The organism is Teichococcus oryzae (assembly GCF_008386565.1).
Lineage (GTDB): Bacteria > Pseudomonadota > Alphaproteobacteria > Acetobacterales > Acetobacteraceae > Pseudoroseomonas > Pseudoroseomonas oryzae.
Map to the genome: position 1 here is coordinate 999,822 of NZ_VUKA01000001.1, position 23,668 is coordinate 1,023,489.

The 23,668-nt window shown below is 69.1% G+C and carries 24 protein-coding genes and 1 riboswitch; of the genes, 9 read left to right on the plus strand and 15 right to left on the minus strand.

The window, feature by feature from the left end; genetic code table 11:
* Positions 1–27: 27 nt before the first annotated feature.
* The 7 genes from F0Q34_RS04635 to F0Q34_RS04665 form a co-directional block, all read right to left on the minus strand.
* Complete coding sequence (locus F0Q34_RS04635) at positions 28–864, minus strand: SRPBCC family protein (protein WP_149810924.1); 837 nt, start codon at positions 862–864, stop codon at positions 28–30.
* Between the two features lie 161 nt (positions 865–1,025).
* Positions 1,026–2,153 (minus strand): DUF4336 domain-containing protein, encoded by a 1,128-nt coding sequence (locus F0Q34_RS04640; RefSeq protein ID WP_206667948.1) that lies wholly within the window; start codon positions 2,151–2,153, stop codon positions 1,026–1,028.
* Between the two features lie 13 nt (positions 2,154–2,166).
* Positions 2,167–2,676 carry a ferritin-like domain-containing protein gene (locus F0Q34_RS04645; protein ID WP_149810925.1) on the minus strand — a complete coding sequence of 170 codons (510 nt, stop codon included), beginning with the start codon at positions 2,674–2,676 and terminating at the stop codon, positions 2,167–2,169.
* Positions 2,677–2,805: 129 nt separating this feature from the next.
* A complete protein-coding gene (locus F0Q34_RS04650) occupies positions 2,806–3,642 on the minus strand; it encodes a peptidoglycan-binding protein (RefSeq protein WP_149810926.1) in 837 nt (278 codons plus the stop codon).
* An 88-nt stretch (positions 3,643–3,730) separates the two neighbouring features.
* The gene (locus tag F0Q34_RS04655) at positions 3,731–4,747 is read right to left on the minus strand and encodes an ABC transporter substrate-binding protein (RefSeq protein ID WP_149810927.1); all 1,017 of its coding nucleotides are present in this window, start codon (positions 4,745–4,747) and stop codon (positions 3,731–3,733) included.
* Entirely contained in the window at positions 4,744–5,520 is a 777-nt protein-coding gene (locus F0Q34_RS04660; protein WP_149810928.1) for an ABC transporter permease, read from the minus strand. The genes F0Q34_RS04655 and F0Q34_RS04660 overlap by 4 nt, the downstream gene beginning before the upstream one ends.
* On the minus strand, positions 5,517–6,236 hold the full coding sequence (locus F0Q34_RS04665; RefSeq protein WP_149810929.1) for an ATP-binding cassette domain-containing protein: 720 nt from the start codon (positions 6,234–6,236) through the stop codon (positions 5,517–5,519). The genes F0Q34_RS04660 and F0Q34_RS04665 overlap by 4 nt, the downstream gene beginning before the upstream one ends.
* A riboswitch (TPP riboswitch) is annotated at positions 6,233–6,342 on the minus strand. It overlaps the preceding gene by 4 nt.
* A gap of 5 nt (positions 6,343–6,347) precedes the next feature.
* Between F0Q34_RS04665 and F0Q34_RS04670 the strand changes: the two genes are divergently transcribed.
* The 4 genes from F0Q34_RS04670 to F0Q34_RS04685 all read left to right on the plus strand — a co-directional run bounded on the left by F0Q34_RS04670 (position 6,348) and on the right by F0Q34_RS04685 (position 10,093).
* Positions 6,348–7,361 carry a polysaccharide pyruvyl transferase family protein gene (locus F0Q34_RS04670; RefSeq protein ID WP_149810930.1) on the plus strand — a complete coding sequence of 338 codons (1,014 nt, stop codon included), beginning with the start codon at positions 6,348–6,350 and terminating at the stop codon, positions 7,359–7,361.
* Between the two features lie 28 nt (positions 7,362–7,389).
* Positions 7,390–8,346, plus strand: a complete 957-nt coding sequence (locus F0Q34_RS04675; RefSeq protein ID WP_149810931.1) for a beta-1,6-N-acetylglucosaminyltransferase — start codon at positions 7,390–7,392, stop codon at positions 8,344–8,346.
* A 119-nt stretch (positions 8,347–8,465) separates the two neighbouring features.
* The gene (locus F0Q34_RS04680; RefSeq protein ID WP_149810932.1) at positions 8,466–9,599 is read left to right on the plus strand and encodes an acetoin utilization protein AcuC; all 1,134 of its coding nucleotides are present in this window, start codon (positions 8,466–8,468) and stop codon (positions 9,597–9,599) included.
* 8 nt (positions 9,600–9,607) lie between these two features.
* The gene (locus tag F0Q34_RS04685) at positions 9,608–10,093 is read left to right on the plus strand and encodes a DUF192 domain-containing protein (protein WP_149810933.1); all 486 of its coding nucleotides are present in this window, start codon (positions 9,608–9,610) and stop codon (positions 10,091–10,093) included.
* Positions 10,094–10,146: 53 nt separating this feature from the next.
* Here the strand turns inward: F0Q34_RS04685 and F0Q34_RS04690 are convergent, their stop codons facing one another.
* On the minus strand, positions 10,147–11,133 hold the full coding sequence (locus F0Q34_RS04690; RefSeq protein WP_241665314.1) for an MBL fold metallo-hydrolase: 987 nt from the start codon (positions 11,131–11,133) through the stop codon (positions 10,147–10,149).
* A gap of 17 nt (positions 11,134–11,150) precedes the next feature.
* Positions 11,151–12,056: an ATP-binding protein gene (locus F0Q34_RS04695; protein WP_174241975.1), complete on the minus strand. Its 906-nt coding sequence runs from the start codon at positions 12,054–12,056 to the stop codon at positions 11,151–11,153.
* Positions 12,057–12,143: 87 nt separating this feature from the next.
* Here F0Q34_RS04695 and yajC point away from each other — a divergent pair, with 87 nt between their 5' ends.
* Positions 12,144–12,488 carry a preprotein translocase subunit YajC gene (gene yajC / locus F0Q34_RS04700; protein ID WP_149810935.1) on the plus strand — a complete coding sequence of 115 codons (345 nt, stop codon included), beginning with the start codon at positions 12,144–12,146 and terminating at the stop codon, positions 12,486–12,488.
* Between the two features lie 96 nt (positions 12,489–12,584).
* Here yajC and F0Q34_RS04705 read toward each other — a convergent pair whose 3' ends face one another.
* Complete coding sequence (locus F0Q34_RS04705; protein WP_149810936.1) at positions 12,585–13,223, minus strand: superoxide dismutase; 639 nt, start codon at positions 13,221–13,223, stop codon at positions 12,585–12,587.
* A gap of 166 nt (positions 13,224–13,389) precedes the next feature.
* Between F0Q34_RS04705 and F0Q34_RS04710 the strand changes: the two genes are divergently transcribed.
* Positions 13,390–14,208 carry a phytoene/squalene synthase family protein gene (locus tag F0Q34_RS04710; RefSeq protein ID WP_149810937.1) on the plus strand — a complete coding sequence of 273 codons (819 nt, stop codon included), beginning with the start codon at positions 13,390–13,392 and terminating at the stop codon, positions 14,206–14,208.
* 35 nt (positions 14,209–14,243) lie between these two features.
* Here F0Q34_RS04710 and F0Q34_RS04715 read toward each other — a convergent pair whose 3' ends face one another.
* Entirely contained in the window at positions 14,244–14,720 is a 477-nt protein-coding gene (locus F0Q34_RS04715; protein ID WP_149810938.1) for an Lrp/AsnC family transcriptional regulator, read from the minus strand.
* A gap of 146 nt (positions 14,721–14,866) precedes the next feature.
* On the opposite strand from F0Q34_RS04715, the gene F0Q34_RS04720 reads away from it, so the two are divergent.
* The 3 genes from F0Q34_RS04720 (at position 14,867) to F0Q34_RS04730 (ending at position 20,061) form a co-directional block, all read left to right on the plus strand.
* Positions 14,867–16,123: a D-amino acid dehydrogenase gene (locus F0Q34_RS04720; RefSeq protein WP_149810939.1), complete on the plus strand. Its 1,257-nt coding sequence runs from the start codon at positions 14,867–14,869 to the stop codon at positions 16,121–16,123.
* 194 nt (positions 16,124–16,317) lie between these two features.
* A complete protein-coding gene (locus F0Q34_RS04725; protein WP_241665315.1) occupies positions 16,318–18,543 on the plus strand; it encodes a TonB-dependent siderophore receptor in 2,226 nt (741 codons plus the stop codon).
* 66 nt (positions 18,544–18,609) lie between these two features.
* Positions 18,610–20,061, plus strand: a complete 1,452-nt coding sequence (locus F0Q34_RS04730) for a class I SAM-dependent methyltransferase (RefSeq protein ID WP_149810940.1) — start codon at positions 18,610–18,612, stop codon at positions 20,059–20,061.
* A gap of 7 nt (positions 20,062–20,068) precedes the next feature.
* Here the strand turns inward: F0Q34_RS04730 and F0Q34_RS04735 are convergent, their stop codons facing one another.
* From F0Q34_RS04735 to F0Q34_RS04750, 4 genes are read right to left on the minus strand one after another with little or no spacing between them, the layout of a single operon-like run.
* The gene (locus F0Q34_RS04735; protein WP_174241976.1) at positions 20,069–20,890 is read right to left on the minus strand and encodes a MetQ/NlpA family ABC transporter substrate-binding protein; all 822 of its coding nucleotides are present in this window, start codon (positions 20,888–20,890) and stop codon (positions 20,069–20,071) included.
* 14 nt (positions 20,891–20,904) lie between these two features.
* Entirely contained in the window at positions 20,905–21,735 is an 831-nt protein-coding gene (locus F0Q34_RS04740; RefSeq protein ID WP_149810941.1) for a MetQ/NlpA family ABC transporter substrate-binding protein, read from the minus strand.
* Positions 21,736–21,773: 38 nt separating this feature from the next.
* Positions 21,774–22,427: a methionine ABC transporter permease gene (locus tag F0Q34_RS04745; protein WP_241665316.1), complete on the minus strand. Its 654-nt coding sequence runs from the start codon at positions 22,425–22,427 to the stop codon at positions 21,774–21,776.
* Between the two features lie 15 nt (positions 22,428–22,442).
* Positions 22,443–23,528, minus strand: coding sequence for a methionine ABC transporter ATP-binding protein (locus tag F0Q34_RS04750; protein WP_149810943.1), 1,086 nt, complete (start codon positions 23,526–23,528; stop codon positions 22,443–22,445).
* Between the last annotated feature and the right edge of the window lie 140 nt (positions 23,529–23,668).

Below are 23,668 nucleotides of genomic sequence, written 5' to 3' on the forward strand. Positions count from 1 at the left end.
TGAAGGGGCCGGAAGCGGGGACATGGCTCAGCCCAGCACGAACAACAGGAACAGGATCACCAGCCAGACGGCCGAGCCGATCCAGAACACGATCGGGAAGCCCATGATCTCGTCCGGCATCAGCGCGAAGATCGAAATCGGCTGCGGCGGCGGCGGGGCGGGGCGGTGCCGCGTGGGGGCGCCGGGCGTTGTCACGGGGGCGGGGCGGCCGCCCGGCGGGGTTTCCCCGGCATGCTCCGCCAGGCCGGCGCCGATCAGCGTGGCGGCGCCCAGGCGCTCGGTGGTGGAGGTGTCGCCGATCTCCGTGCCGGGCGCCGGCGTCGGCGCGGTGCCTTCCGGCAGGTCGGGTCCGGAGGGACGGGGCGCGGCGGGCTCGCCGGCCGGGCCCCGGGGCGCCTCGGCGGTGGCCTCCGGGGCGGCCTCCGGCGCGACCGTGGCCGCGAAACGGTTGAAGAACTGGTCGGCCATCTGCTTGGCGGTGCTGTCGATCAGGCGTGCGCCGAGCTGCGCCATCTTGCCGCCCACCTGCGCCTTCACCGCGTATTTCAGCAGGGTGGATTGCGGGCCCAACTCCTCCAGGCTCACATCGGCACCGCCCTTGGCGAAGCCCATGGCGCCGCCATTGCCTTCGCCGCTGATGGTGTAGGAAGCGGGCGGATTGAGGTTCTCCAGCTTCACCTTGCCATTGAAGCGGGCGGCCATGGGGCCGATCTTGATGGCAACGCGGGCCTGCATCGAATCATCGCCCGTCTTCTCGATGGATTCGCATCCCGGGATCGAGGCCCGCAGCACCTCGGGGTCGTTCAGCCCTTCCCAAACGACCTGCCGCGACGCGGCGATTGTGCGCTCACCCGTCATTTCCATGGTGCGTCTCCCTTTCTCTGCCCGATCCCGAAGTGGCGGGATCCCCTGGAGGGCCTGTCCGGCCCCTGCCTGTCTGATGAAGCCTTACGGCCAAGCCCGAAGCTGCAAGCTAGGACGCATGACGGAAACGGGAAAGGGCGGGAGGGCCGGAAGGTTGCGGCTCAGCCGAGCAGCCAGCGCAGCGAATGCCGCAGCGCGGCGGTGCCGTCCCGCTCGAACCACCGGCCATGGGCGAAAATGACGCGCTCGGGCCGCAACGCGACCAGGCGCTCCGCCGCGGCGGCGGCTTCCCGGTGGCGCAGCCGCACGGCCGCGCGCAGATAGGGTGGCGGCATGCCGTCCGGCGCGGTGGTGCCGAACAGCCGGGCGACACCGCGCAGCAGTGCCGGCAGGCGCGGCGCTTCCAGGTTCATCGCCAGATCCGTGAGCGCCAGGGTGCGCGAGGGTTGGTGGAACAAGGCCATCTCGCAGAAGCCGGCGCCGCCGCGCACCTCCACCACCTGAATCGCGCCGCCCCAGTCGGGAGGCGCCGTTTCGCTCAGGTCATGGTCCAGGCGGACACCGCTGCGCCGCACCTGCCCGCGGTCGCGCAGGCCGGGCGCGGCCCAGGTGACGGCGTCGGGGCAATGGCGCTGCCATTCCCGCAGAAAGGTCCAGTGCGCGATGTTGGGTGCCACCAGATGCCGGATGCGGCCGATCCGCCGCAGCGAATCAAGAAGGGGGAAGCCGAAGCGCGTGGGCGAATGCAGCAGCAGGTCGCCATCCGGCAGGCGGAACACCGTCATGCGCACCGGCAGCGGAACATCCAGGGGGGCGGACATGATGCTGTCCACCACGAAGACGTCCTCGGCCACCGGCTTCGGCGTGTCCAGCGGCGGATAGCCGGTGTCCGGCGATGCCGCGTGGCCATGGCCGAGCAGGCGCTGCGCGGTGGAGCCCTGGCCGGGGCCGCGCACGGGCTGGCTGCTGCTCAGGGCCACCACGGCCAGTTCCGCCAGGCCCAGCCCCACGAGCAGGGCGCGGGCTTCATCGGACTGGCGGCGCATGGAGAGGCCGGCCACCACCAGGGCCGCGCCGCCTGCTGCATCCAGCATCAGGTGCTGGCGCATGGTGATGGCGGGGGTGAGGCCCGCCTCGTAGTCGGTGGCAACCGAATAGCTGGCGTGGAAGGCTCCCGCCCCGCCCAGCACGGCGCGCACCGGCTGCGGCAGGGCGCGGGAAGCGGCAAGCGCGCCCAGCAGCGCGGCGACGCCGTAATCGATCATGCCGTGCAGGCGGGTGGGGATCATGGCGGTGCGTCCTTCAGATGCCGGCCTTCGCGCCTTCTTCCTTCAGCCGCGCGAATTTGCGCACCAGCGGATCGAGGTTGTCGGCGCACCACTGCGCCATGCGCTCCTCCTCGCGCAGCGATTCCTGCAGCACGGGCGGTGCGCCGGCGTCGCCGGCCAGGTCCGCCAGCGTCAGCAGCGACTTGTAGGACGCGATCTCGAAATGCTCGAAAGCATAGTTGGACAGGGCATTCTTCAGGATCTCGTCCTGCATCGGCACATGCGCCATGGCGGCCATGTTGCCCATCATGCCAGTGATGAAGTCCTTCACGCCGGAATGCGAGGTGCCCAGCCGGTTGAGCAATTCGTCCAGCCGCTCGCGCTGCCGCTCGCTTTCGGTCAGGTGGCGGCGCAGCGCCTCCTCGACCTCGGGATAGCTCTGCACCCGCTCCACCTGCCGGGACAGCAATTCGATGGCCTGGGTTTCCAGCGCACGGGCATTGACGAGGCCGGTGACATAAAGATCGCGGCGGCTTTCCTGCATCGGGTGGCACCTTCATGTGGCGGTTCAGCGGGTTTTCGGCGGAACATCCGGCGCGACGGCACGGCCGGCGCCTGCTGGAGGAACGGCACAAAGGCAGGCGCCGTTTTGCCGGCTTTCTTCAAGGAATCGTCAGTGTCCCGGAAGCGGCACCGCTTGCACCACCCCGAGGGCCTCCAGAACCCTGTCATCCAGCTCCGTGCCCGGAGCCAACGCGGCCTCGGCCCGGAAGGTGGCGATCGCAGCGAGGCTGCGGCGGCCGATCACCCCATCAACCGAGCCATCATACAGGCCACGCGCCTTCAGCGCCGATTGCACGGCCTTCAGCGTGGCGATGGACAAAGCGGCGGGGGCCGGCCAGGGCATGCAGCGCTGCACCCGCTCCAGCCAGGCGAAACGGTCCTGTAGCCCAACCAGTCCGCCATTGATCCGCCGCGTCAGCCCCGCATAGTCGCCGGCATCGGCCACCGCGTTGAGGCGCTTCCATGCCCAGTAGCCGCAGGCCACGGCCAGGGCGTGCGCCGGCTCATTGGCGAGATCGGGCTCCGCTTCCAGGTCCAGGCCGGTCCGCAGGCCGATTTCCCGGTAGGCGTCCCGCCCGGTGATCTGGATGTAGCCGCGCCCGCGGAAGCGGAAGCCATCGCCGGGGCGGTCATTGCCCATCCGGCCGCCATAAACCTTCTCGGCGAGCTTCTCCGGGTCGCCGGCGAAGGGGAGGGCCGCTTGCAGGCTGGGGAAGCGGCCGGGCCAGACCTGCATCAGGCGGGCCGCCGAATAGGACAGGTTCTCGGCCCGGGCACGCAGCCCATCCGATTCATGCCCTGTCTGGGCAAGAAAGAAATGGCAGCGCAGCGCCGTCGCATCCAGCCCCGCGCGGCGGAACAGCGGGCCGGACTGGTCGGTGAAAGCCTGCACATGGTCATGCCGCGCCGAGGGGTAGAGCTGGCGGAGTTGGGACAAGGTGAGCATGTGCGGCTCCATCATGGATATAGGCTTTTGATCCTATATCCATGATGTATTAGAAAGAAAAGGATTTTATTCCTTTCGTGTTTGACGGTCAGACCGCCGCAGGCAATTCCACCGCGTAGCGCGCCAGGGGCGGCACGGCGCGGATCATCTTCCGCTCATGCAGGAAGCGCGCGAACCGGGCGTAGCGGTTGGCATCCAGCGCCGCGGGGCTCAGCGCGAAACGGTTCAGCGTGTCGCGGAAGGCACGCCGGTTCAGCTCGTTGTCCAGTTCCTTGCGCGGACCATCGATGAACATGCGCCAGGATTCCTCCGGGTTGTTCACCAGGAAGGCGGTGGCGGTTTCCACCGCATCCATGAAGCGGCGCAGAGCGGAGTCCTTCACGCGCTCCGAATGGGCGACATAGATCAGCTCGTCATAGATCGGGATGCCGTGCTGCTCGGGGAAGAAGGCGCGGCCGGGACGGCCTTCCAGCTCCAGCTGATGCAGCTCGAAGTTGCGGAAGCCGCCGAGGATCGCCTGCACCTGGCCCGACATCAGCGCCGAGGACAGGCCGAAATTGACGTTCACCAGCGTCACGTCCCTGGACGACAGCCCGGCGGAGCCGAGGATGGTGTCGATCGCCAGTTCCTCGAAGCCCGCGGTGGAGAAGCCGATCTTCTGCCCCTTCAGGTCGGCAAGCTGCCGGATCGGGCCGTCGCGCAGCACGGAAAGCGTGGAAAGGGGCGTCGCCACCAGCGTGCCGACGCGGGCCAGCGGCAGTCCCTGATCCACGGCGAGATACAGGTTCTTCTGGTAATACACGCCGAGATCCGCCTGCTTCGCCGCCACCAGGCGGGGCGGGTCGTTCGGGTCGGCGGGCGCGATGATGCGCACATCCAGCCCGGCCTGGGCGAAATGCCCGCCTTCCCGCGCCACGATGATCGGCGCGTGGTCCGGATTGACGAACCAGTCGAGCATCAGGGTCAGGGCGGTGGGCGTGCCGGGCGCCGCCGGGGTGGTCGGCGCGGCGGCGGGTGCCTGGGCGCGGGCGGCGCCCGGCATGGCCAAGGCCGACAACAAGGGAGCGGCAAGCGCCGGCAGGGTGCGGCGGCTGATCTCGGTCATGCGGTTCCTCCAGGGAGAGCCTTGGGAATGTCATCGTCGCGCAGCGCGTCGGGCTGCCAGGGCAGCAGGGCCCGCAACAGGCGGTCGGTGGCGAACCACAGCGCCATGGCCATGGCCGCCAGCACCGCCAGGGCGGCGAACATCATGTCGGTCTGGCTGCGGCCATTGGCCTGCAGCATCACATAGCCGAGCCCCGCCGAGGCGCCGACCCATTCGCCCACCACCGCGCCGATCGGCGCCACGGCGGCCGCGACGCGCAGGCCGGAGGCAAGGCCGGGCAGCGCCGCCGGCACCCGGATGCGCCACAGCACCGCGAAGCGCGACGCGCCCATGGTGGCGGCGAGGTCGAGCCAGCCGGGCTCGGTCCGCCGCAGCCCGTCATAGAAGGCGGTGGCCACCGGAAAGAAGATGATGATGGTGGCCATGGCGATCTTGCTGGCCAGCCCGAAGCCGAGCCACAGCGTCAGCAGCGGCGCAATGGCGAAAACCGGGATCGCCTGGCTGGCCACCAGCAGGGGCAGCAGCCAGCGCCGCCCGCCGCGCCACAACGCCAGGGCGAGGGCCACGGCGACGCCCAGCAGCGTGCCGAGCAGGAGGCCCAGCAGGATCTCCGCCCCCGTGGTCAGCGCGTGGCCCCACAGGATGTGCCAGCGCAGCCACAGCACCTCGGCGACGCGCAGGGGGGCGGGTAGCAGAAAGGGCGGCACGCCGCTCAGGCGGACAAAGCCTTCCCACAGCAGGATCAGGCCGAAGGCGGCCAGCAGCGGCCTCATGCGGCCTCCGCCAGGCGTTCCAGCAGAGCGGCCTGCGCCGCCATCACGGCCGGGTCCTGGGCGGGGCGAGGAACCGGCGCCGCCGGCACAGGATGGGCTTCCGGAAGGGCGCCACCGGGGGCAGGGCGCAGCACCAGGACCTGATCGGCCAGACGCAGCGCTTCCAGCGGATCATGCGTCACCAGCACCACGGTGCGGCCGCGCAGCAGGGTGGCGGCCAGGGTTTGCAGGCGGTGCCGCGTCGGCGCGTCAACGGCCGAGAAGGGCTCGTCCATCAGCACCAGCGGGCGGTCTTCCATTAAGGTGCGGGCGAGGGCGGCGCGCTGCCGCATGCCACCGGACAACTCGGCCGGACGCGCCGCTTCATGGCCCTTCAGCCCCACCTCGGCGATCAGGGCCCGGGCGCGGGCCATGTCGGGCCGCGCGCCGCGCAGGCGGGCGCCGAGCGTGACATTGCCGAGCAGGTCGAGCCATGGCAGCAGCAGGTCCTGCTGGCCCATCCAGGCGATGCGGGCGCCGGGCGGCGCGTCCAGCCGGGCCCCCGGCGGCAGCGGCAACAGGCCGGCCAGGAGCCGCAGCAGCGTGGACTTGCCAACGCCGGAGGGGCCGAGCAGGGCGGTGATCCGCCCTATGGGAAAATGGAAATGGGCCGCGCCCAGGACATCACGCCCGCCAAGGCGCATTCCAGGTAGAAGCAGGCCGATTGAGGACGCCATGCGAAACCACCGATCCCTTCGCCGGCATGACCCGGATCAGGTTCAAGGGGTCGCAGGGCCCATCCCTGCCTCTCAGCCCAAGCAAAGGGCTCCCCCACGGATGGGCGAAGCATGCAGCAGATCAACGGTTCTGGCAAGGCTCGGCCGGACACGCGTCGGGTGTGCAGAGTCAGAAATTCACAACCACCCGACAGGGATGCCAGTAAATGTTTTTCTTTGTGGAGCCTTGTGACCGGAGTACAGCCCTTGCACCGCATGCAGACTATGTTGATTGATGAACTGCTGCGCCCTTACCAGAACAAGCGGGTCTTTTACTTCCCCAATCCTGGGAATGCTGGCGATTCAGTTATCGCTGCTGCAACGATGCAGGCCTTCCGCCGCAACGGCATCACCTTCGAGGAAATGAAGAGCGACTCGCCGGTAGATGGCGAGGTGGTCTTCCTCGGCGGTGGCGGCAACTTCATTCCCCTTTATACCGGCATGCAATGGGCCATGGGCGACGTGCACCAGCGCGCGAAGGAAGTGATCCTGCTGCCGCACATCGTACGCGGGAACGAGGACATCCTGGGGAAGCTCGGATCCAACGTGACCATCATCTGCCGCGAGATCGAGAGCTACCGGCACATGGTCCAGAACACCGCCCGCTGCAATGTCGCGCTGGGCCATGACATGGCCTTCCACCTCGACCCCGAGGAGATCACGCGCAGCATCAGCGACGTCAGGGCCCTGGAGGATACCTTCAACAAGCGCCTGCTGGACTACAAGGTGACGCGCAACCGGATCACCGATCCGGAGGTCGCCGTTTTCGCCCGGCGGGACGGGGAAAGCACCGGCCAGCTCCAGGACGGAACCATCGACATCTCCGACGCCTATGCCTATGGCTGCGGTCCGGGCAATGCCGAGCGCGCGACCTGGTGCTTCATCCACGCCATCCGGCTGGCCAGGGCGGTGCGGACGGACCGGCTCCATATCGGCATCGTGGCCGCCATCCTCAACAAGACCTGCGAGCTGATGGACAATTCCTACGGCAAGAACGCGGCCATTTACGAACACAGCATCAAGAACTACTTCCCGCACGTCCGCACGTCCGCACGTCCGCACGTCCGCATGCCCAAGGCGCAGTGACGGAGCCGCATGGGGTCGAGGGACCGCGATGATCTACTTCCATCTCCAGGGCGCGCCCGACTTCGCCCGCTTGCCCTTCCTGTGCGGGATGCTGGCCAAGAATGGCTGCGAGGTGGGCCTGAACCTCGACGCCAAGCTGAGCCTGGACGCCGAGCGCCAGGCCATCCTGGCTGACCTGCCGGCGCAAATCGTGCCGGGCAGCCGTCCCATCACCTGGAGCGGCGCCAGCCAGGTCGAGTGCCTGCTGCGCGGCATCCGGCATGCCCTCGCCAGCAGTTCCAGCTGGGAATACCTGGCGAACCTGTCCTTCACCGATGCCGTGATCCGCCCGATCCCGGACCTGCAGGCGTTTCTCCGCGCCTCGGCGGCCCGGAACGTCCGCAACTTCGTCTTCAACTACGGGGAAAAGGCTCCGGAATTCCCGCCGCAGCAGAGCGGCGAGGCGGCGAGCCACCCCGTCTACTGGCGCAACGACGTGCGGATCTTCGTGCAGCCGGTGCTGAAGGATCTGTTCGCGAACTGGGAGAAATCGCCGCTCGGTATCGCGGCACTGCGCCCTGGATTGTTTCTCGATGAGGATGGCGACAAGGCGGAACTCCGCTTCCGCACGCTTTCCCCCGGGGAGCGATCGGACCGGCAGGCCTTTTTCCAGGCCGGAGGATACCGGCATGGGCGGCAATGGGTGATGCTGCACCGGAGCATGTGCGAGTGGCTTGTGTCCTCCGATCTGGCGCACGGCATCTGGCAGGTCATGCAGCATGTCTTCGTGGCCGACGAAGCTTTTTTCCAGACGGCCTGCTTCCACCCGGCCTGCCCCCACCGCCAGGAAACGGCCGATCGCAGCCTGCATCTCGCGGATGGCACCGCCCAGCAGATCGACGATTCCTGGCTGGAGCGGCTCCAGCATGGCTCCGGCGCGTTTTTCGCCCGAAAGGTCGACTGGGCGCGCAGCCCCAACCTGTCCAACTGGCTAAGGGGCCTGTGAGGCCGTAGGAGCAGCGGGCCTGCCCTTACGGGTACGGAGCAAGGTGGCCGAGGGTTTCCCGGAGCGGTCCGCGATGCCCGGTGGCATCTGCGGCGCTTCAGGATCGTTGCGGAGTTGTGATGCTTCAGCCTCTCCTCATCGGCTCCGAGATCTACCGCCGTTCCACCTACGGCCCCAAGCACCCTCTCGCCATCCCGCGCGTCTCCACCGCTCTGGACCTGATCCGTGCCCTGGGCTGGCTCGACCTCGCCCGCTACCGCGACAGCCCGCGTGCCACACCGGAACAGCTCGCCCGCTTCCACCACCCTGACTACATCGCCGCGCTGATCGCCGCCGAGGCGGAGCAGGCCGTGCCGGATGCGGTGCGCGCCCGCTTCCATATCGGCGCCCATGGCAACCCTGTTTACCGGGAGGTGTTCCGCCGCCCCGCCACCGGCGCCGGCGGAACCATGCTGGCGGCACGGCTGACGGCGGCGGAAGGCGGCATCGTCCATGTGCCGGGCGGCGGCACGCATCACGGGCGGGCGGATCGCGCCAGCGGCTTCTGCTACCTGAACGATGCCGTGCTGGGCCTGCTGACCTGGCTCGACCTCGGCCTGGACAACATCCTGTACCTCGACATCGACGCGCATCATGGCGATGGGGTGCAGGACGCCTTTCATGACGATCCGCGCGTCTTCACCCTGTCGGTCCATGAGGCGAATCGCTGGCCCTTCACCGGCGCGCTGGAGGACCGGGCGGGCGGCCATGCCCGCAACATCCCGGTGCCCCAGGGGCTGAACGACCATGAATTCGCCTATCTCTGGCGGCAGGCCGTGCTGCCGGTGGTGCGCCACCTGCGGCCGCAGGCGATCATGCTGCAATGCGGCGCCGACGCGCTGGAGGAAGACCCTTTGGCGCGGCTGTCGCTGTCCAACAACGCCTATTGGGAGGCGGTGCGCAGCGTGATGTTTCAGGCGCCCCGGCTGATCGTGTTGGGCGGCGGCGGCTACAATCCCTGGTCGGTGGGGCGGTGCTGGGCTGGCATCTGGGGCGTCCTGAACGGTTTGCGGCCGCCTGAGCGGCTGCCGCCAGAGGCGGAGGCGGTGCTGCGCGGCCTTACCTTCCACCGTGCCGCCGGCCGCAACCCACCGGAGCACTGGTTCACCACCCTAGCCGACGCACCGCGCCCCGGCCCGGTGCGCGGGGAGATCCGCCACCTCGCCGCCGCCACGCTGGAAGGCCTGCCCGAACCCCCGGCCGCCGTGGCATAAACGCCGCCATGCATCGCCGAACCCTGCTGGCCCTGCCGGCCCTCGCCATCATGATCCCCCCAGCCGCTGCGCAGGATGCCGCGCAGCCCCGCCTGCCGACCGAGCCCCTGTTCATCACCACGCGCGATGGCCGGCGCCACGCCTTCACCGTGGAGATGGCCTTGACGCCGGAGCAGCAGACGGTCGGCCTGATGTTCCGCCGGGAGGTGAAGCCGGATGAGGGCATGCTGTTCGACTGGGGCACGCCACGCGACAGCGCCATGTGGATGCGCAACACCCTGGTATCGCTCGACATGGTGTTCATCGCCGCCGATGGCCGCATCCACCGCATCGCTGAGCGCACCGTGCCGCTGAGCCTCGCCACGGTGGAAAGCCGCGGCCCGGTGCGCGCGACGCTGGAACTGGCGGCCGGCACCGCGGAACGGCTGGGCCTGCGCGTGGGCGACCGCGTCGAGAACCGCATCTTCGGCCAGGCCCCGCGCGGGACGCCCTGAAGAAGGCGCCATGGAGCGGGAGTTCAACCGGAGCCCCTCGGGCGATGGCGCCTTCAGCCCGGTGCCGGCCTGATGAGGACGCTTTCGCCATGGCCGGGCACGCGGAAGGCCTCCGGGGCCAAGCCGGCCGCGCGCAGTGCCGATGACAGCGCTTCGGCCGGCGCGTCGATGGCTTCCTGCGTCAGCTTGAAGGTGCCGAAATGCATCGCCAGCGCCCGCTTGGCGCGCAGGTCCTGGAAGGCGCGCACCGCTTCCTCCGGGTTGATGTGGACCGCCTGCATGAACCAGCGTGGCTCATAGGCGCCGATCGGGATCAGCGCCATGTCGAAGGGGCCACGGCGCTGGCCGATTTCCTCGAAATGGGCACCCCAGCCGGAATCGCCCGTGAAGCAGAGCGAGGTTCCGGCCGCGTCGCGCAGCGCGAATCCGCCCCATAGCGCATGTGCCCGGTCATGCAGCCCGCGCGCCGCGAAATGCCGGGCCGGGGTGAAGCATGCGGTGACGCCGCCGGGCAGCCGCGCCTCCTGCCACCAATCCAATTCCACCACGTCGCGCATGCCGTGCCGCGCCAGGAGCCGGCCATTGCCGAGCCCCGTGACGATGCGCGGCGCATCCCGCTGCTGCAACCGCTTCAGCGTCGGGATGTCGCAATGGTCGTAGTGGTTGTGGCTGAGCAGAACCGTGTCGATCTTCGGCAGCGCCTCGAAGGCCAGGCCGGGGGCCCGCACCCGCTTCGGCCCGGCGAAGCGGAAGGGCGAGCAGCGCTCGCTCCAGATCGGGTCGGTCAGCAGCGCCGGGCCGCCGGGATAGCGGATCAGGAAGCTGGCATGACCGATAAAGGTGACAACGACCTCTCCAGGTGACGGCTCGGGCGGCGGCGGGAAAGGCGGGTTCTCGACCCGGCCGGGCCAGGGCGTGCCCCGGCCTTCCCGCATCATCCGCCACACGGCGGAAAGCGGCTGGCCCGGAAGCGATCCGTCGGGGTTCAGGAACACCTTCCCCCGGCGGGCCGCGCCCCTGGGTGGCGGCAGGTCCGTCACCCGGCCCCCGGCCCCCCTCAGCCCGGCAGCGCCACGCCGAGCCGCCCCGCCAGATCGGTGATGAACTGCCAGGCGACGCGGCCCGAGCGGCCGCCGCGTGTGACGGACCATTCCACCGCCTCGCGCCGCAGCGCATCCGGCTCGATCGGCAGGCCCAGGGCCTGGGCATAGCCTTCCACCATGGCGAAGAAGGTGGACTGGTCGGCATTGTGGAAGCCGATCCACAGGCCGAAGCGGTCGGAGAGGGACACCTTCTCCTCCACCGCCTCGCCAGGATTGATGGCGGAGCCGCGCTCATTCTCGATCATGTCGCGCGGCATCAGGTGGCGGCGATTGCTGGTGGCGTAGAACAGCACATTGGCCGGGCGCCCCTCGATGCCGCCATCCAGCACCGATTTCAGGGCCTTGTAGTCGGCATCCTCCCGCTCGAAGGACAGGTCGTCGCAGAACACCAGGCAGCGGCGCCCGCCGCCACCGGAGCCAGAGGCGTCGGCGCGCAGGATGTTCAGCAGCTCGGGCAGGGTGCGGATGTCCTCCCGGTGGATCTCGATCAGCGCCAGGCTGCCGGGATGCGCCTCGTTGGCGGCGGCATGCGCGGCCTTCACCAGCGAGGATTTGCCCATGCCGCGGGCGCCCCAGAGCATGGCGTTGTTGGCCGGCAGGCCGCGGGCGAAGCGCAGCGTGTTCTCCAGCAGCAGGGATTTCTGCCGCTCGACACCCTGGAGCAGCCCGATCTCCACCGCCGCGACGCGGGCCACCGGAGCGAGCCGGGCCGGCAGGCCAGCCTGGGCCGGATGCCACACGAAGGCATCGGCCCCTTTGGGGGCCGGGGTGACCGCCGGGGGCGGCGCCAGCCTTTCCAGGGCGGCGGCAATGCGGCTCAGGGTGGGAAGCAAGGGATGGTCGTCGGCAGGGAAGGACAAGAGGCGGGCTCCGGCAGGCCGGGTTGACGGCGGGGTGGGGGAGGCTAGTTTCGCGCGCAAGACACGGCAAGACGGAAGCCCTATCCAATGTTGATCTCCCCCGCCTATGCCCAGGACGCCGCGGCGGCCGGTGGCGCCACCGCCATGATCATGCAGCTCGCGCCGCTGATCCTGATCTTCGTGGTGTTCTACTTCCTGCTGATCCGCCCGCAGCAGAAGCGCGCCAAGGAGCACCGCACCATGCTCGGCCAGCTGAAGCGCAATGACCGCGTGATCACCTCGGGCGGCATCCTTGGCACCGTCACCAAGGTGAAGGAAGGCTCGGAGGAGGTCGAGGTCGAGATCGCGCCGAATGTGCGCGTCACGGTGGTGCGCAGCACCATCTCCACCCTGGTGAAGCCGGTTGCGGCCAATGACAGCAAGCCTGCCTGACGACGTCATGCGGGCATAAGGAAAGGGCGTCGGGAAGAACACTTCCCGGCGCCCTTTCTGTTCCGGGCGCGCCGGGGCGCGCCCGATCCGCCGAAATCAGGCGCTCTGGCCGGACTTCAGGCCACCGGCCAGCATCAGCTCCTCGACCTTTTCCCAGTTGACGAGCTTGTTCAGGAAATTGTCGAGGTAGTTCGGGCGCACATTGCGGAAGTCCAGGTAGTAGGCGTGCTCCCACACATCGGCCCCCAGGATCGGCGTGCCCTCGCCGGTGGAGAGCGGGTTGGCGCCGTTCGGGGTCTTGGTGACCTTCAGCTTGCCGCTCTGGTCCATCACCAGCCAGGCCCAGCCGGAGCCGAACTGCGTCACGCCAGCCTGCTTGAAGGCTTCCTTGAACTGCGCCAGACCGCCGAAATCCTCGTTGATCTTGGCGCCGATCTTACCGGGCAGGCTCTCGCCGCCGCCATTCGGCTTCATCACCTGCCAGAACAGGATGTGGTTCCAGTGCTGGCCGGCCTGGTTGAGCACCGGCAGGCCATCGGCGCCGGCCTTTCCGGCCTCGGCCACGATCTGCTCCAGCGACTTGCCGGCCAGGCCCTTGCTTTCCACCAGGCCGTTCAGCGCGGTGACATAGGCCTGATGGTGCTTGCCGTGGTGCAGCTCCAGCGTTTCCTGGCACATGCCGGAACCTGCCAGGGCGGAGGCGTCATAGGGAAGCGGCGGAAGGCTGAAGGCCATGAGGCTTTACTCCCGTTGGATAAGAATCGGTGGTCATCGATTCAGCAGCGGCGCCGAATGGCGCCGGGCCGATCAGAGCTAGGCGTGTGCCCCTGGAGCGTCAACCGGGGCCCGGCGCAATCCGCCGTTCTCTTGCTTTGCCGGCGGCGGCGCCATAACCGGCCGCATGGCCGACCTTTCACCCATCGCCCGGATCGCCCGCCAGCACGATCCCGACCGTTTCCTGTGCGCGCTGTTCGCCCCACCCGCGAAGCGCGAAACGCAGTTCCTGCTGATCGCCTTCAACCATGAACTGGCCCGCGCGCGGGAAGCCGCCAGCAACCCGATGGCGGCCCTGATCCGCCTGCAATGGTGGCGCGACACGGTGGAGGAAGCGCGCGCAGGGCAGCCACCGCGCCGCCATGAGGTGGCCGGCCCGCTCTCGGAGGCGATCACCGCGGGCAGGCTCGATCCCGCCGACCTGCTCGGCATGGTGGATGCCCGCGAGGTCGAAACGGAGGAGGAAATCCCGAGCCGCGCCGCGCTGCTGGCCTATTTGCGCGGCACGGCGGGCGGATTCGCCGTGGCCGCCGGCCACGCGCTGGGTGCGCCGGCCGATGCGCTGCCGGCCCTGCAATCGTTGGGCGCCGCCTATGGGCTGGCCGGGCTGCTCCGCTCCATCCCGGCTCAGGCGAGGCGGGGCCGCTCCCTGCTGCCCGCCGACCTGCTGGGCGAGCACGGGCTGGCGCCCGCCGATGCCGCGCATGACCCACGCCAGCCGGGCGTTGCCGCGGTGGCGCGGCAACTGGCTGAGGAAGGGGAGGGGCTGCTGCGGCAGGGCAGCATCCGGCTGCCTCGCGGCACCGGAGCGGCGGCGCTGCCGGCGGTGCTGGCGCGGCGGGACCTGCGACGGATGGCCTCGCCTGGCTGGAATCCGGGGCAGCCGCCGCCGGAGCGTGGGCTGGGCGACCGGCTGGCGGTGATGTGGGCGGGCTGGCGGGGCTGACCCTGTCGCGGGCGTGCCACGGTCGCCGGGACGGCCTATTCCTCGACCCAGGCCGGTGAGGTTCCCCGCACCACGGTGCGGATGGCGAAGGCCGAGTGGATGCGCGCGACCCCCGGCATGCGGGACAGCTGCTCCTTGTGGATGCGCTCGTAATCCGCCGCGTCGCGCGCCTCCACGCGGATCAGGTAATCCGATGCGCCGGTCATCAGGTAGCATTCGCAGACTTCCGGGCATTGCTGCACCGCCGCCTCGAACCGGTTGAAGGCATCCTCGGTCTGCTTCTCCAGGGTGATCTGCACGATCACCACCGTGCGCGATTGCGGGCCTGGATCGGCCAGGATCGCGGTGTAGCCGCGGATGGCGCCGCTGGCTTCCAGCAGCCGCAGGCGGCGCAGGCAGGCGGAGGGCGACAGGCCGATGGCGGCGGCCAGGTCGGCGTTGCTCATGCGGCCATCGGCCCGCAACAGGCGCAGCATCTTGCGGTCCAGCGCGTCCAGGGTGGCGAGCGGCATGATCAACCAAGCTTTCGCAGGAAATTCGAGGATCCTGCCCATCAATCCTATGTTCATGCGCCAATCGCAAGCACCTGCGCCGCGATCCAGCCTAGCATCAAGCGGTGCCGCCGCCTTTGCCGCGGCCTGTCGGAGTGCGTGCTGCGATGAAGGTCCTCATTCTCGGCGCCGGCGTGGTCGGCGTCACCTCGGCGTATTATCTGGCCCGCGCCGGACATGAGGTGGAGGTGGTGGACCGCCAGAACGGCGCCGGGCTGGAAACCAGCTTCGCCAATGCCGGCCAGGTTTCCTTTGGCTATTCCTCGCCCTGGGCCGGCCCCGGCATTCCGCTCAAGGCCGTCAAGTGGATGTTCCAGAAGCACAGCCCGCTGGTGGTGCGGCCGCGCCTCGACCCCGTGCAATGGTCCTGGATGTGGCAGATGCTGCGGAACTGCACGGAGGATGCCTACCGCATCAACAAGTCCCGCATGGTGCGCGTGGCCGATTACAGCCGCACCGCCCTGGCCGACCTGCGCGCCGAAACCGGCATCGAGTATGACGGTCGGGAACGCGGCACGCTGCAGCTGTTCCGCACCCAGGCGCAGCTCGACGGCATCGAAGGCGACCTGAAGGTGCTCCGCCAATACGAGGTGCCGTTCGAGGTGCTGGACCGGGAGGGCTGCGTCGCCGCCGAGCCGGCGCTTGCCGCCGTGCGGGAAAAGTTCGTCGGCGGCCTGCGCCTGCCGCAGGACGAGACGGGCGACGCGCACCTGTTCACCCAGCGGCTGGCCGCCATCTGCGAGGCGATGGGCGTCGCCTTCCGCTACGACACCAGCATCGACCGCGTGCTGACCGAGGGCGGCGACATCAGCGGCGTCGCCACCAGCGCGGGCATCCTGACGGCGGATCGTTACCTGCTGGCGCTGGGCAGCTACTCGCCGAAGCTGCTGGGCCCGCTCGGCCTGAACATCCCGGTGTTCCCGGTGAAGGGCTATTCGCTCACCCTGCCGGTCACGGATGACGCCGCCGCCCCGGTCTCGACGGTGATGGACGAGACCTACAAGATCGCCATAACGCGCCTCGGCGACCGCATCCGGGTTGGCGGCACGGCGGAGATCGCCGGCTATGACACGCGCCTGCATGAGGAGCGCCGGCAGACCCTGCTGCATTCGGTGATGGACCTTTACCCTGGCGGCGGCGATCCAGCCCGCGCCGTGTTCTGGTGCGGATTGCGGCCGATGACGCCGGACGGCCCGCCCATCATCGGCCCGACGAAGTTCCCGCGCCTGTTCCTGAACACCGGTCATGGCACGCTGGGCTGGACCATGTCCTGCGGCAGCGGCCGGCTGGCCGCCGACCTGGTCACCGGCAACCGCCCCAACATCGAGCATGCCGACCTGGCGCTGTCCCGCTACGCCGCCTGAGGCGGCGCGGACGCGACTAGGGCAGACGCTGACAAGCTTCCCACCCTGACCCCACGCCCGGCCACCGCCGGGCGTTCGGCGTTCCGGGGGCACGGCATTTCGTAACTGAGGAGGAACATTCCTGTCCAAGGGTTGCCAAGCTGTAACTTCGCGCTAGGAATGCGAATTATTCTTAATATCATCCGAGACATGCCGTGAGCAGACGTTCTTTCCTTGTCGCGACCACATCGCCCTTCGCCATTCTGCTGGGTGGTGCCCTGGTCGGGTTGATGCCCACGCCGCTGCGGGCGCAGAGCGGGGACGCCATCGTGCTGCCCGACGTCAACGTGGTGGCGACGGCGGAGCAGGAACTGAAGCAGGCACCCGGCGTTTCGGTGATCACGCGCCAGGATATCGAGCGCCAGCCGCCCGCCAACGACATCGCCGAGATCGTGCGGCAGATGCCGGGCGTGAACCTCACCGGCAATTCCTCCTCCGGCCAGTATGGCAACAACCGGCAGATCGACCTGCGCGGCATGGGGCCGGAGAACACGCTGATCCTGATCGACGGCAAGCCGGTGCGCTCCCGCAACTCGACTCGCATGGGCCGCAGTGGCGAGCGCAACACGCGCGGCGATTCGAACTGGGTGCCGGCCAACGCCATCGATCGCATCGAGGTGATCCGGGGCCCGGCCGCCGCGCGTTACGGCTCGGGTGCCGCGGGCGGCGTGGTGAACATCATCACCAAGGCGCCGACCGACGAGGTCAGCGGCTCCGTCACCCTCTACACCAACCAGCCCGAGGACCGGGACGAGGGCGACACCAAGCGCGTGGGCTTCACCCTGTCCGGCCCGCTGGCGCAGGATTTCGCCTTCCGCCTTTACGGTAACTTCGCCCGCACCGATGCCGACAGCCTGGACCTGAACCGGGAGGCTGCCGGCAGCGGTCCGGACGCTGTTCCGCCGGCCGGCCGGGAAGGCGTGGAGAACCGCGACATCAGCGGCCTGCTGCGCTGGGACGTGACGCCGCAGCAGGTGCTGGAGCTGGAACTCGGCTACAGCCGCCAGGGCAACATCTATGCCGGCGACCGCGCGGTGTCCTCCGAAGGCTCGGCCCTGCTGGAGCAGCTGGCGAATGAGGGCGCCGAAACCAATGTGCTCGACCGCAACACCGTCTCGTTGCAGCACCGCGGCGAATGGGACGGGATCGAGTCCAGCCTGTTGTTCTACTACGAGGGCACGGAGAATAAGCGGCTGAACGAGGGGCTGGCCGGCAGCACCGAGGGCAGCATCAACACGGCGGGCGCACGCTCCACCTCGGTGCTGAACAATTATTCCGTCAGCGGCGAGATCTCGGTGCCGCTCGACTGGCTGGCGCAGCAGCGCATCACGCTGGGTGCCGAGTACCTGAAGGAAAACCTCAGCGACCCCTTCGCGGTGACGCAGAGCACAGGCATCGGGGGCGTGCCCTCCGGCCTCGATCCGAGCAACCGCACCGGAAAGGCGCAGGCGGAAACCTATGCCGCCTTTGTCGAGGACAACATCTACGTCACCGACCGCTTCACCCTGACGCCCGGCATCCGCTTCGACCAGCACAGCAAGTATGGCGGCAATGCCAGCCCGTCGCTGAACGCGTCCTATGAGCTGTTCGACGGCTTCTCGATCAAGGGCGGCATCGCCAAGGCGTACAAGGCGCCGAACCTGTACCAGTCCAACCCGAACTACCTGTACTTCACCATGGGCAATGGCTGCCCGATCGGTTTCCCGAGCCTCGGTGCCGGCTGCTATGTGCAGGGCAACCCCGACCTGAAGCCGGAAACCAGCCTGAACAAGGAAATCGGCGTCGTCTATGACAAGAATGGCTGGAATGCCAGCCTGACCTATTTCCACAACGACTATAAGGACAAGATCCAGGCTGGGCTGATCCAGCGCAGCCAGACAGGCGCGAATGGCCGCGTCTTCCGCTGGGAGAACACGCCGGAAGCGCTGGTCGAAGGCATCGAGGGCAACCTGCTGGTGCCGCTGGCGGAGCGCTGGTCGTGGAACACCAACTTCACCTACATGATCACCAGCGAGGACAAGTCCACCGGCGAGCCGCTGTCGATCATCCCGGAATACACCATCAACTCCAGCCTGAGCTGGTTCCCGACCGAGCAGCTTTCCGTGTTGCTGGGCCTGACCCATTACGGGAAGCAGGAGGCGCGCAGCACCTCCATCACTGGCAATCCGCAAAGCGGCCGCGCCCTGTGGGACCGCGAGCCTTATTCGGTGGTCGATATCAGCGCCACCTACGACATCAACGAGAACACGCGCCTGACCGCCGGCATCAGCAACCTGTTCGACGAGCAACTGTTCCGCGAGGCGGTGTCGAGCCAGGCCGGCGCCAACACCTATAACGAGCCCGGCCGGGCCTACTTTGTCAGCCTGACGGCGTTCTTCTGAACAGCCGCTTTTGCTAGCGCGCCGGATCGCATCCGGCGCGCCAGCCCTGATCCGGATAAGCCGCGCATGACCCTGGACCCGTATCCAGCCGACATTTCATACCCGCCGGTGTTCCACAGGGAGATGACGCCGCCCTGGCTGGATGCCGTGCTGCGCGGGCTGGGCCGCCAGGGGCCGGATTTCGCGCGGCCGTTCCGGTGGTGCGAACTGGGCTGCGGTCCCGGGCTGAACCTCGCCATCTCGGCGGCGACGCATCCGCAGGGCCACTTCACCGGCATCGACCTGAGCGCGGCGCATCTGGCCGAGGCGGGAGCCATGGCCAGCGCCGGCGGCCTCGGCAACCTGCTCCTGCGGCGCGCGGATTTCGCGGCGCTTGACGGGGAAGCGTGGGAGCCCTTCGACGTCATCGTGACGCATGGCGTGCTGTCCTGGGTGCCGGACGAACAGCGCGCCGCCATGCTGGATTTCATCCGCCGCTTCCTGAAGCCGGGCGGCATCGCCTACGCCCATTACATGACGCATCCAGGCCTTTCCGCCGCGGCCGCCAGCCAGCAATTGCTGCGCCGCCGCGCGGCGAGGGGGCAGGGCGACGCGGCGCGGCGGGCGAGCGAGGCGCTGGGCTTCCTGCGGCAGCTGGCGGAAGGGGGCGCGGGGGTGTTCGTGGCGCATCCGCAGGAGCGCCAGCGGCTCGAATGGGCGTCGCGCCAAGCACCGGCCGCGTTGGCGCATGAGCTGCTGCCGGCGCATTGGCAGCCCTTCCATGTCGGCGAGATGATGCGGGATTTCGCCGGCGCTGGATGTGGCTATCTCGGCAGCGCCACGCCGATCGACAACATCGATGCCGTTTCGTTGCCCGCCGGGGTGCGCCCGCTGCTGGAAGGCCTCGACGACCCGGCCGAGGCCGAGACGGTTCGCGACCTGGCGCGCAACCAGTCCCTCCGGCGCGATCTTTATGGCCGCGGCGTTCCCGCCCTGCCGCCATCCGCGCACCGGGACGCGGTGGCTGCCCTGCGGCTGGCCGCGCTGCCGGGCGCGCCGGCCTCGGGCGGGCTGCGCTTCGGCACCCCGGGTGGCGAGGTGGAAGGCGACGCCGCGCTGTTCGATCCGTTGTTGCGGGGATTGCGTGGCCGGCCCCGCCGCGTGGCCGAACTGGCTGCCCTGCATGGCGGCGCGCCGCATCCGGCCATGCTGAACCAGGCGGTGCAGATGCTGATCTGGAGCGCATGCGCGCATCCGGTCGCGGCGGCCCCGGCGGCGCCGCAAACGTCATGGGCGCTGAACCGGCATCTGGCGGAAGCCTGCACGCCGGGCTGGCTCGCCGCGCCGGCGCTGGGCAGCGCGGTGGCCGCGGACGAAGCGGGCATGCTGGCCGCCCGCGCCGTGCTGCGTGCCCCGGACCTGCGGGACGACGCGCTGCTGGCCGCCATGCCCGAGGCGCTTCGCCCGGCGGTGGCGGCTTGGTCGCGCGACACGCGGCACGCCTGGACCGCGTTCGGCGTCCTGCCCGCGGCGGGTTGACCCCGCCTCAGGCGCCGACGATCACCGCGCCGCCGAAGGTCTGCTCGACAAAGGCCTTCACCGACGGGTCGGCATAGGCGCGCGCCAGCTTCCGCGCCCAGGGCTTGTTCTCGTCGCCGCGCCGCGCCACCACCAGCACGGTGTAGGCGCTGTCGGTGCCTTCCACCGCGATGCCGTCCTTCAGGGGATTGAGCCCGGCCGGCACGGCGTAGTTGCCGGTGATCGCCGCCGCGTCCACGTCATCGAGGCCGCGCGCGATGGAGGCCGCTTCCAGCTCGATGATGCGGATGCGCTTCGGGTTCTCCGTGATGTCGGCGACGGTGGCGCGGTAGTCGGCGCCCGGCGTCAGCCCGATCACCCCGGCCTTGGCGAGCAGCAGCAAGGCGCGGCCGCCATTGGTCGGGTCGTTGGGGATGGCGATCCGGGCGCCATTCGGCAGGTCCGACAGCGATTTGTGCTTGCGGCTGAACACGCCCATCACCGTCAGCACCGTCTTGCCGACAGGCACGAAGTCGTAGCCCCGCTGCTGCTTCTGCGTCTCCAGGAAGGGCAGGTGCTGGTAGGTGTTGATGTCGATCTCACCCGCCGCCAGTGCCGCGTTGGGCTGGATGAAATCGGCGAATTCCGTGATGCGCACGGCGAAGTTCTCCTTCGCCAGCACGTCGCGGACCACCTCCAGCACCTGGGCGTGCACGCCCGAGGTGACGCCGGCGCGCAAGGGCCGCGCCGCCGTGCCGATCTCCGCGCCCTGCGCCAGGGCGGGGGAGCGGAGCATCGCCGGAACCAGCAGGGCGCCGCCGGCCAGGATCAGGGAACGCCGCGTCAGCATGGTGCGCTTGCTCCTCAGAAGGCGGGAACGACGGAGCCCTGGAAGGTCTCCTTCACGAAGGCCTTGATCTCGTCATTCTGGTAGGCGGCGACAAGGCGCTTCACCCAGGGCGCGTCCTTGTTGTCCTGGTGGACCACGATCAGGTTGGCGTAGGGGCTGTCGGCGCTTTCCAGCGCGATGGCGTCGCGCACCGGGTTCAGCCCGGCGGGAATGGCGAAGTTGGTGTTGATCGCCGCGGCCTCGACCTCGTCCAGCACGCGGGGGATCTGAGGCGCTTCCAGTTCCAGGATGCGCAGCCGCTTCGGGTTCTCAACCACATCGGCGATGGTGGCGCGGAAATCGGCCCCCTCGGTCAGCTTGAAGGCGCCGTTCGCCGCCAGCAGCGCCAGCGCGCGGCCGCCATTGGTGGGATCGTTGGGGATGGCGATCCGGGCGCCGTTCGGGATGTCGCCGATCGCCTTGTGCTTGCGCGAATACACGCCCATCGGGAAGACCAGCGTCTTGCCCGCCACGGCGAGCTTGTAGCCGCGATCCTTCAGCGTCTGCTCCAGGAAGGGCAGGTGCTGGTAGGAATTGGCGTCGAGATCCTTCGCCGCCAGGGCGGCGTTGGGCGTGATGTAGTCGGTGAAGGGCACGACGCGGATGAACAGCCCGTTCTTGCGGGCGATCTCCTGGACCTTCTCCATCACCTCGCTGTGCGGGCCGGCCGTGGCGCCGACGGTGATCGGGCGCGCTTCCGTGCCGATGGCGGCATCCTGCGCCAGGGCGGCGGGGATGGCGGGCAGGGTGGCGGCGAAGGGCAGGGCGAGGATGCTGCCCAGCAGCAGGCGGCGATTGGCGGACATTGGCATGTTCCCTTGCTTGGCGTGGGTTCGGATCGGGATCAGCGGCGGCGGACGCGGCGGACCAGCCAGTCGCCGAAGGATTGCAGCCCCTGCACGAACAGGATCAGCACGATGACGACGCTGGCCATCACCTCGGGCATGAAGCGCTGGTAGCCGAAGCGGATGCCGAGGTCGCCCAGCCCGCCGCCGCCCACGGCGCCGGCCATGGCGGAATAGCCGACCAGGCTGACCAGGGTCACGGTGACGGCGGCGATCAGCCCCGGCAACGCCTCGGGCACGATCACCTTCCACAGGATCTGCATGCGGGTGGAGCCCATGGCGCGCGCCGCTTCCACGACGCCGCGATCCACCTCGCGGAAGGCGGTTTCGAACAGGCGGGCGATGAAGGCGGTGGAAGCCAGCGCCAGCGGCACGATGGCGGCGCCCGTGCCGATCGATGTCCCCGCGACGAGGCGCGTGAAGGGCACGATGGCCACCATCAGGATGATGAAGGGCGTCGAGCGCACGGCGTTGATCAGCAGCCCGAGCGGGCGGTTCACCAGGCCGTTCTGCGCCAGCCCGCCACGGTCGGTGGCGTGCAGCAGCACCGCCAGCGGCAGGCCGATCACGATGGCGATCACGGCGGCGCCGCTGACCATCATCAGCGTTTCGAGCGCCGATTCGATGAAAAGCTGCTGCAGCATCGGGGTCATCCAGGGGATCATGGCTCAGGCCCCTTCATTCACGGGCGTCACGGTGAGGCCCAGCTCGCCGAACCAGGCAATGGCGGCATCGATCTGCGCGGTCGCGCCATAGGCCGCCAGCGCCATCAGGCCGAAAGGCTCCTCCCCGATGGCGTCGATGCGGCCGGAGATGATGTCGAGATCCAGCTCGAAGCGGCGTGATGCCTCGCTGATCACGGCGCGCGTGCTGTTGGGGCCGGCGAACAGCACCTGCAACAGCCGCCGCTCCTCGCCCGGGCGGGCGGCGGGCAGGCGGGACACGGTGCCGGGCGGCACGGCATAGCCGATGGTGTCGGCGATGAAGCGGCGCGTCGTCGGATGCTGAGGGCGGGTGAACACCTCGAACACCCGGCCCTGTTCCACGACCTGGCCGGCCTCCATCACCGCCACCTGGTCGCAGATCTCCTTCACCACCGCCATCTCATGGGTGATCAGCAGCACCGTCAGGTCCAGCTTGTCGCGCAGGCGCTTGATCAGGCCGAGGATCTCCTGCGTCGTCTCGGGATCGAGCGCGCTGGTCGCCTCGTCGCACAACAGGATGCGGGGCCGGGGGGCGAGGGCGCGGGCGATGCCGACGCGCTGCTTCTGCCCGCCCGAAAGCTGCGCCGGATAGGCGCCGGCCTTTTCCGACAGCCCGACCAGGGACAGCGCCTCCGCCACGCGCGGCGCGCGCTCGGCGGCGGGGATGCCCGCGATTTCCAGCGGATAGGCCACGTTGTCGGCCACGGTGCGGGAAGACAGCAGGTTGAAGTGCTGGAACACCATGCCGATGCCACGCCGCCGCTCGCGCAGCGCGCGGTCGCCCAGCATGAGCATGTCCTCGCCCAGCACGAACACCTCGCCGCTGTCCGGCCGTTCAAGCAGGTTGACGCAGCGGATCAGGGTCGACTTCCCGGCGCCCGACCGGCCGACAATCCCGAAGATCTCGCCCGCCGCCACGTCCAGCGAAACGCCATCCAGGGCCTTCGTGGAAACCCCGCCACGTCCGGGAAAGCGGCGATGGAGGCCTGACAGGCGGATGGCACAATCGGGCGCGGCCGGAGCGGGCCGGTGGGAGGTGGTCTGGGACATGGCGGTTCCGTGCAACAACGGGAAGGGCACGCCGCTCGGGACGCGGCGGAACGGAATATGGGTTTAGCGGCTTCGCATTCGGCAGGTCATCGGTCCTCGGCAGATCCCCAACATGGTCGGATGACCCACGAAGCGACCGG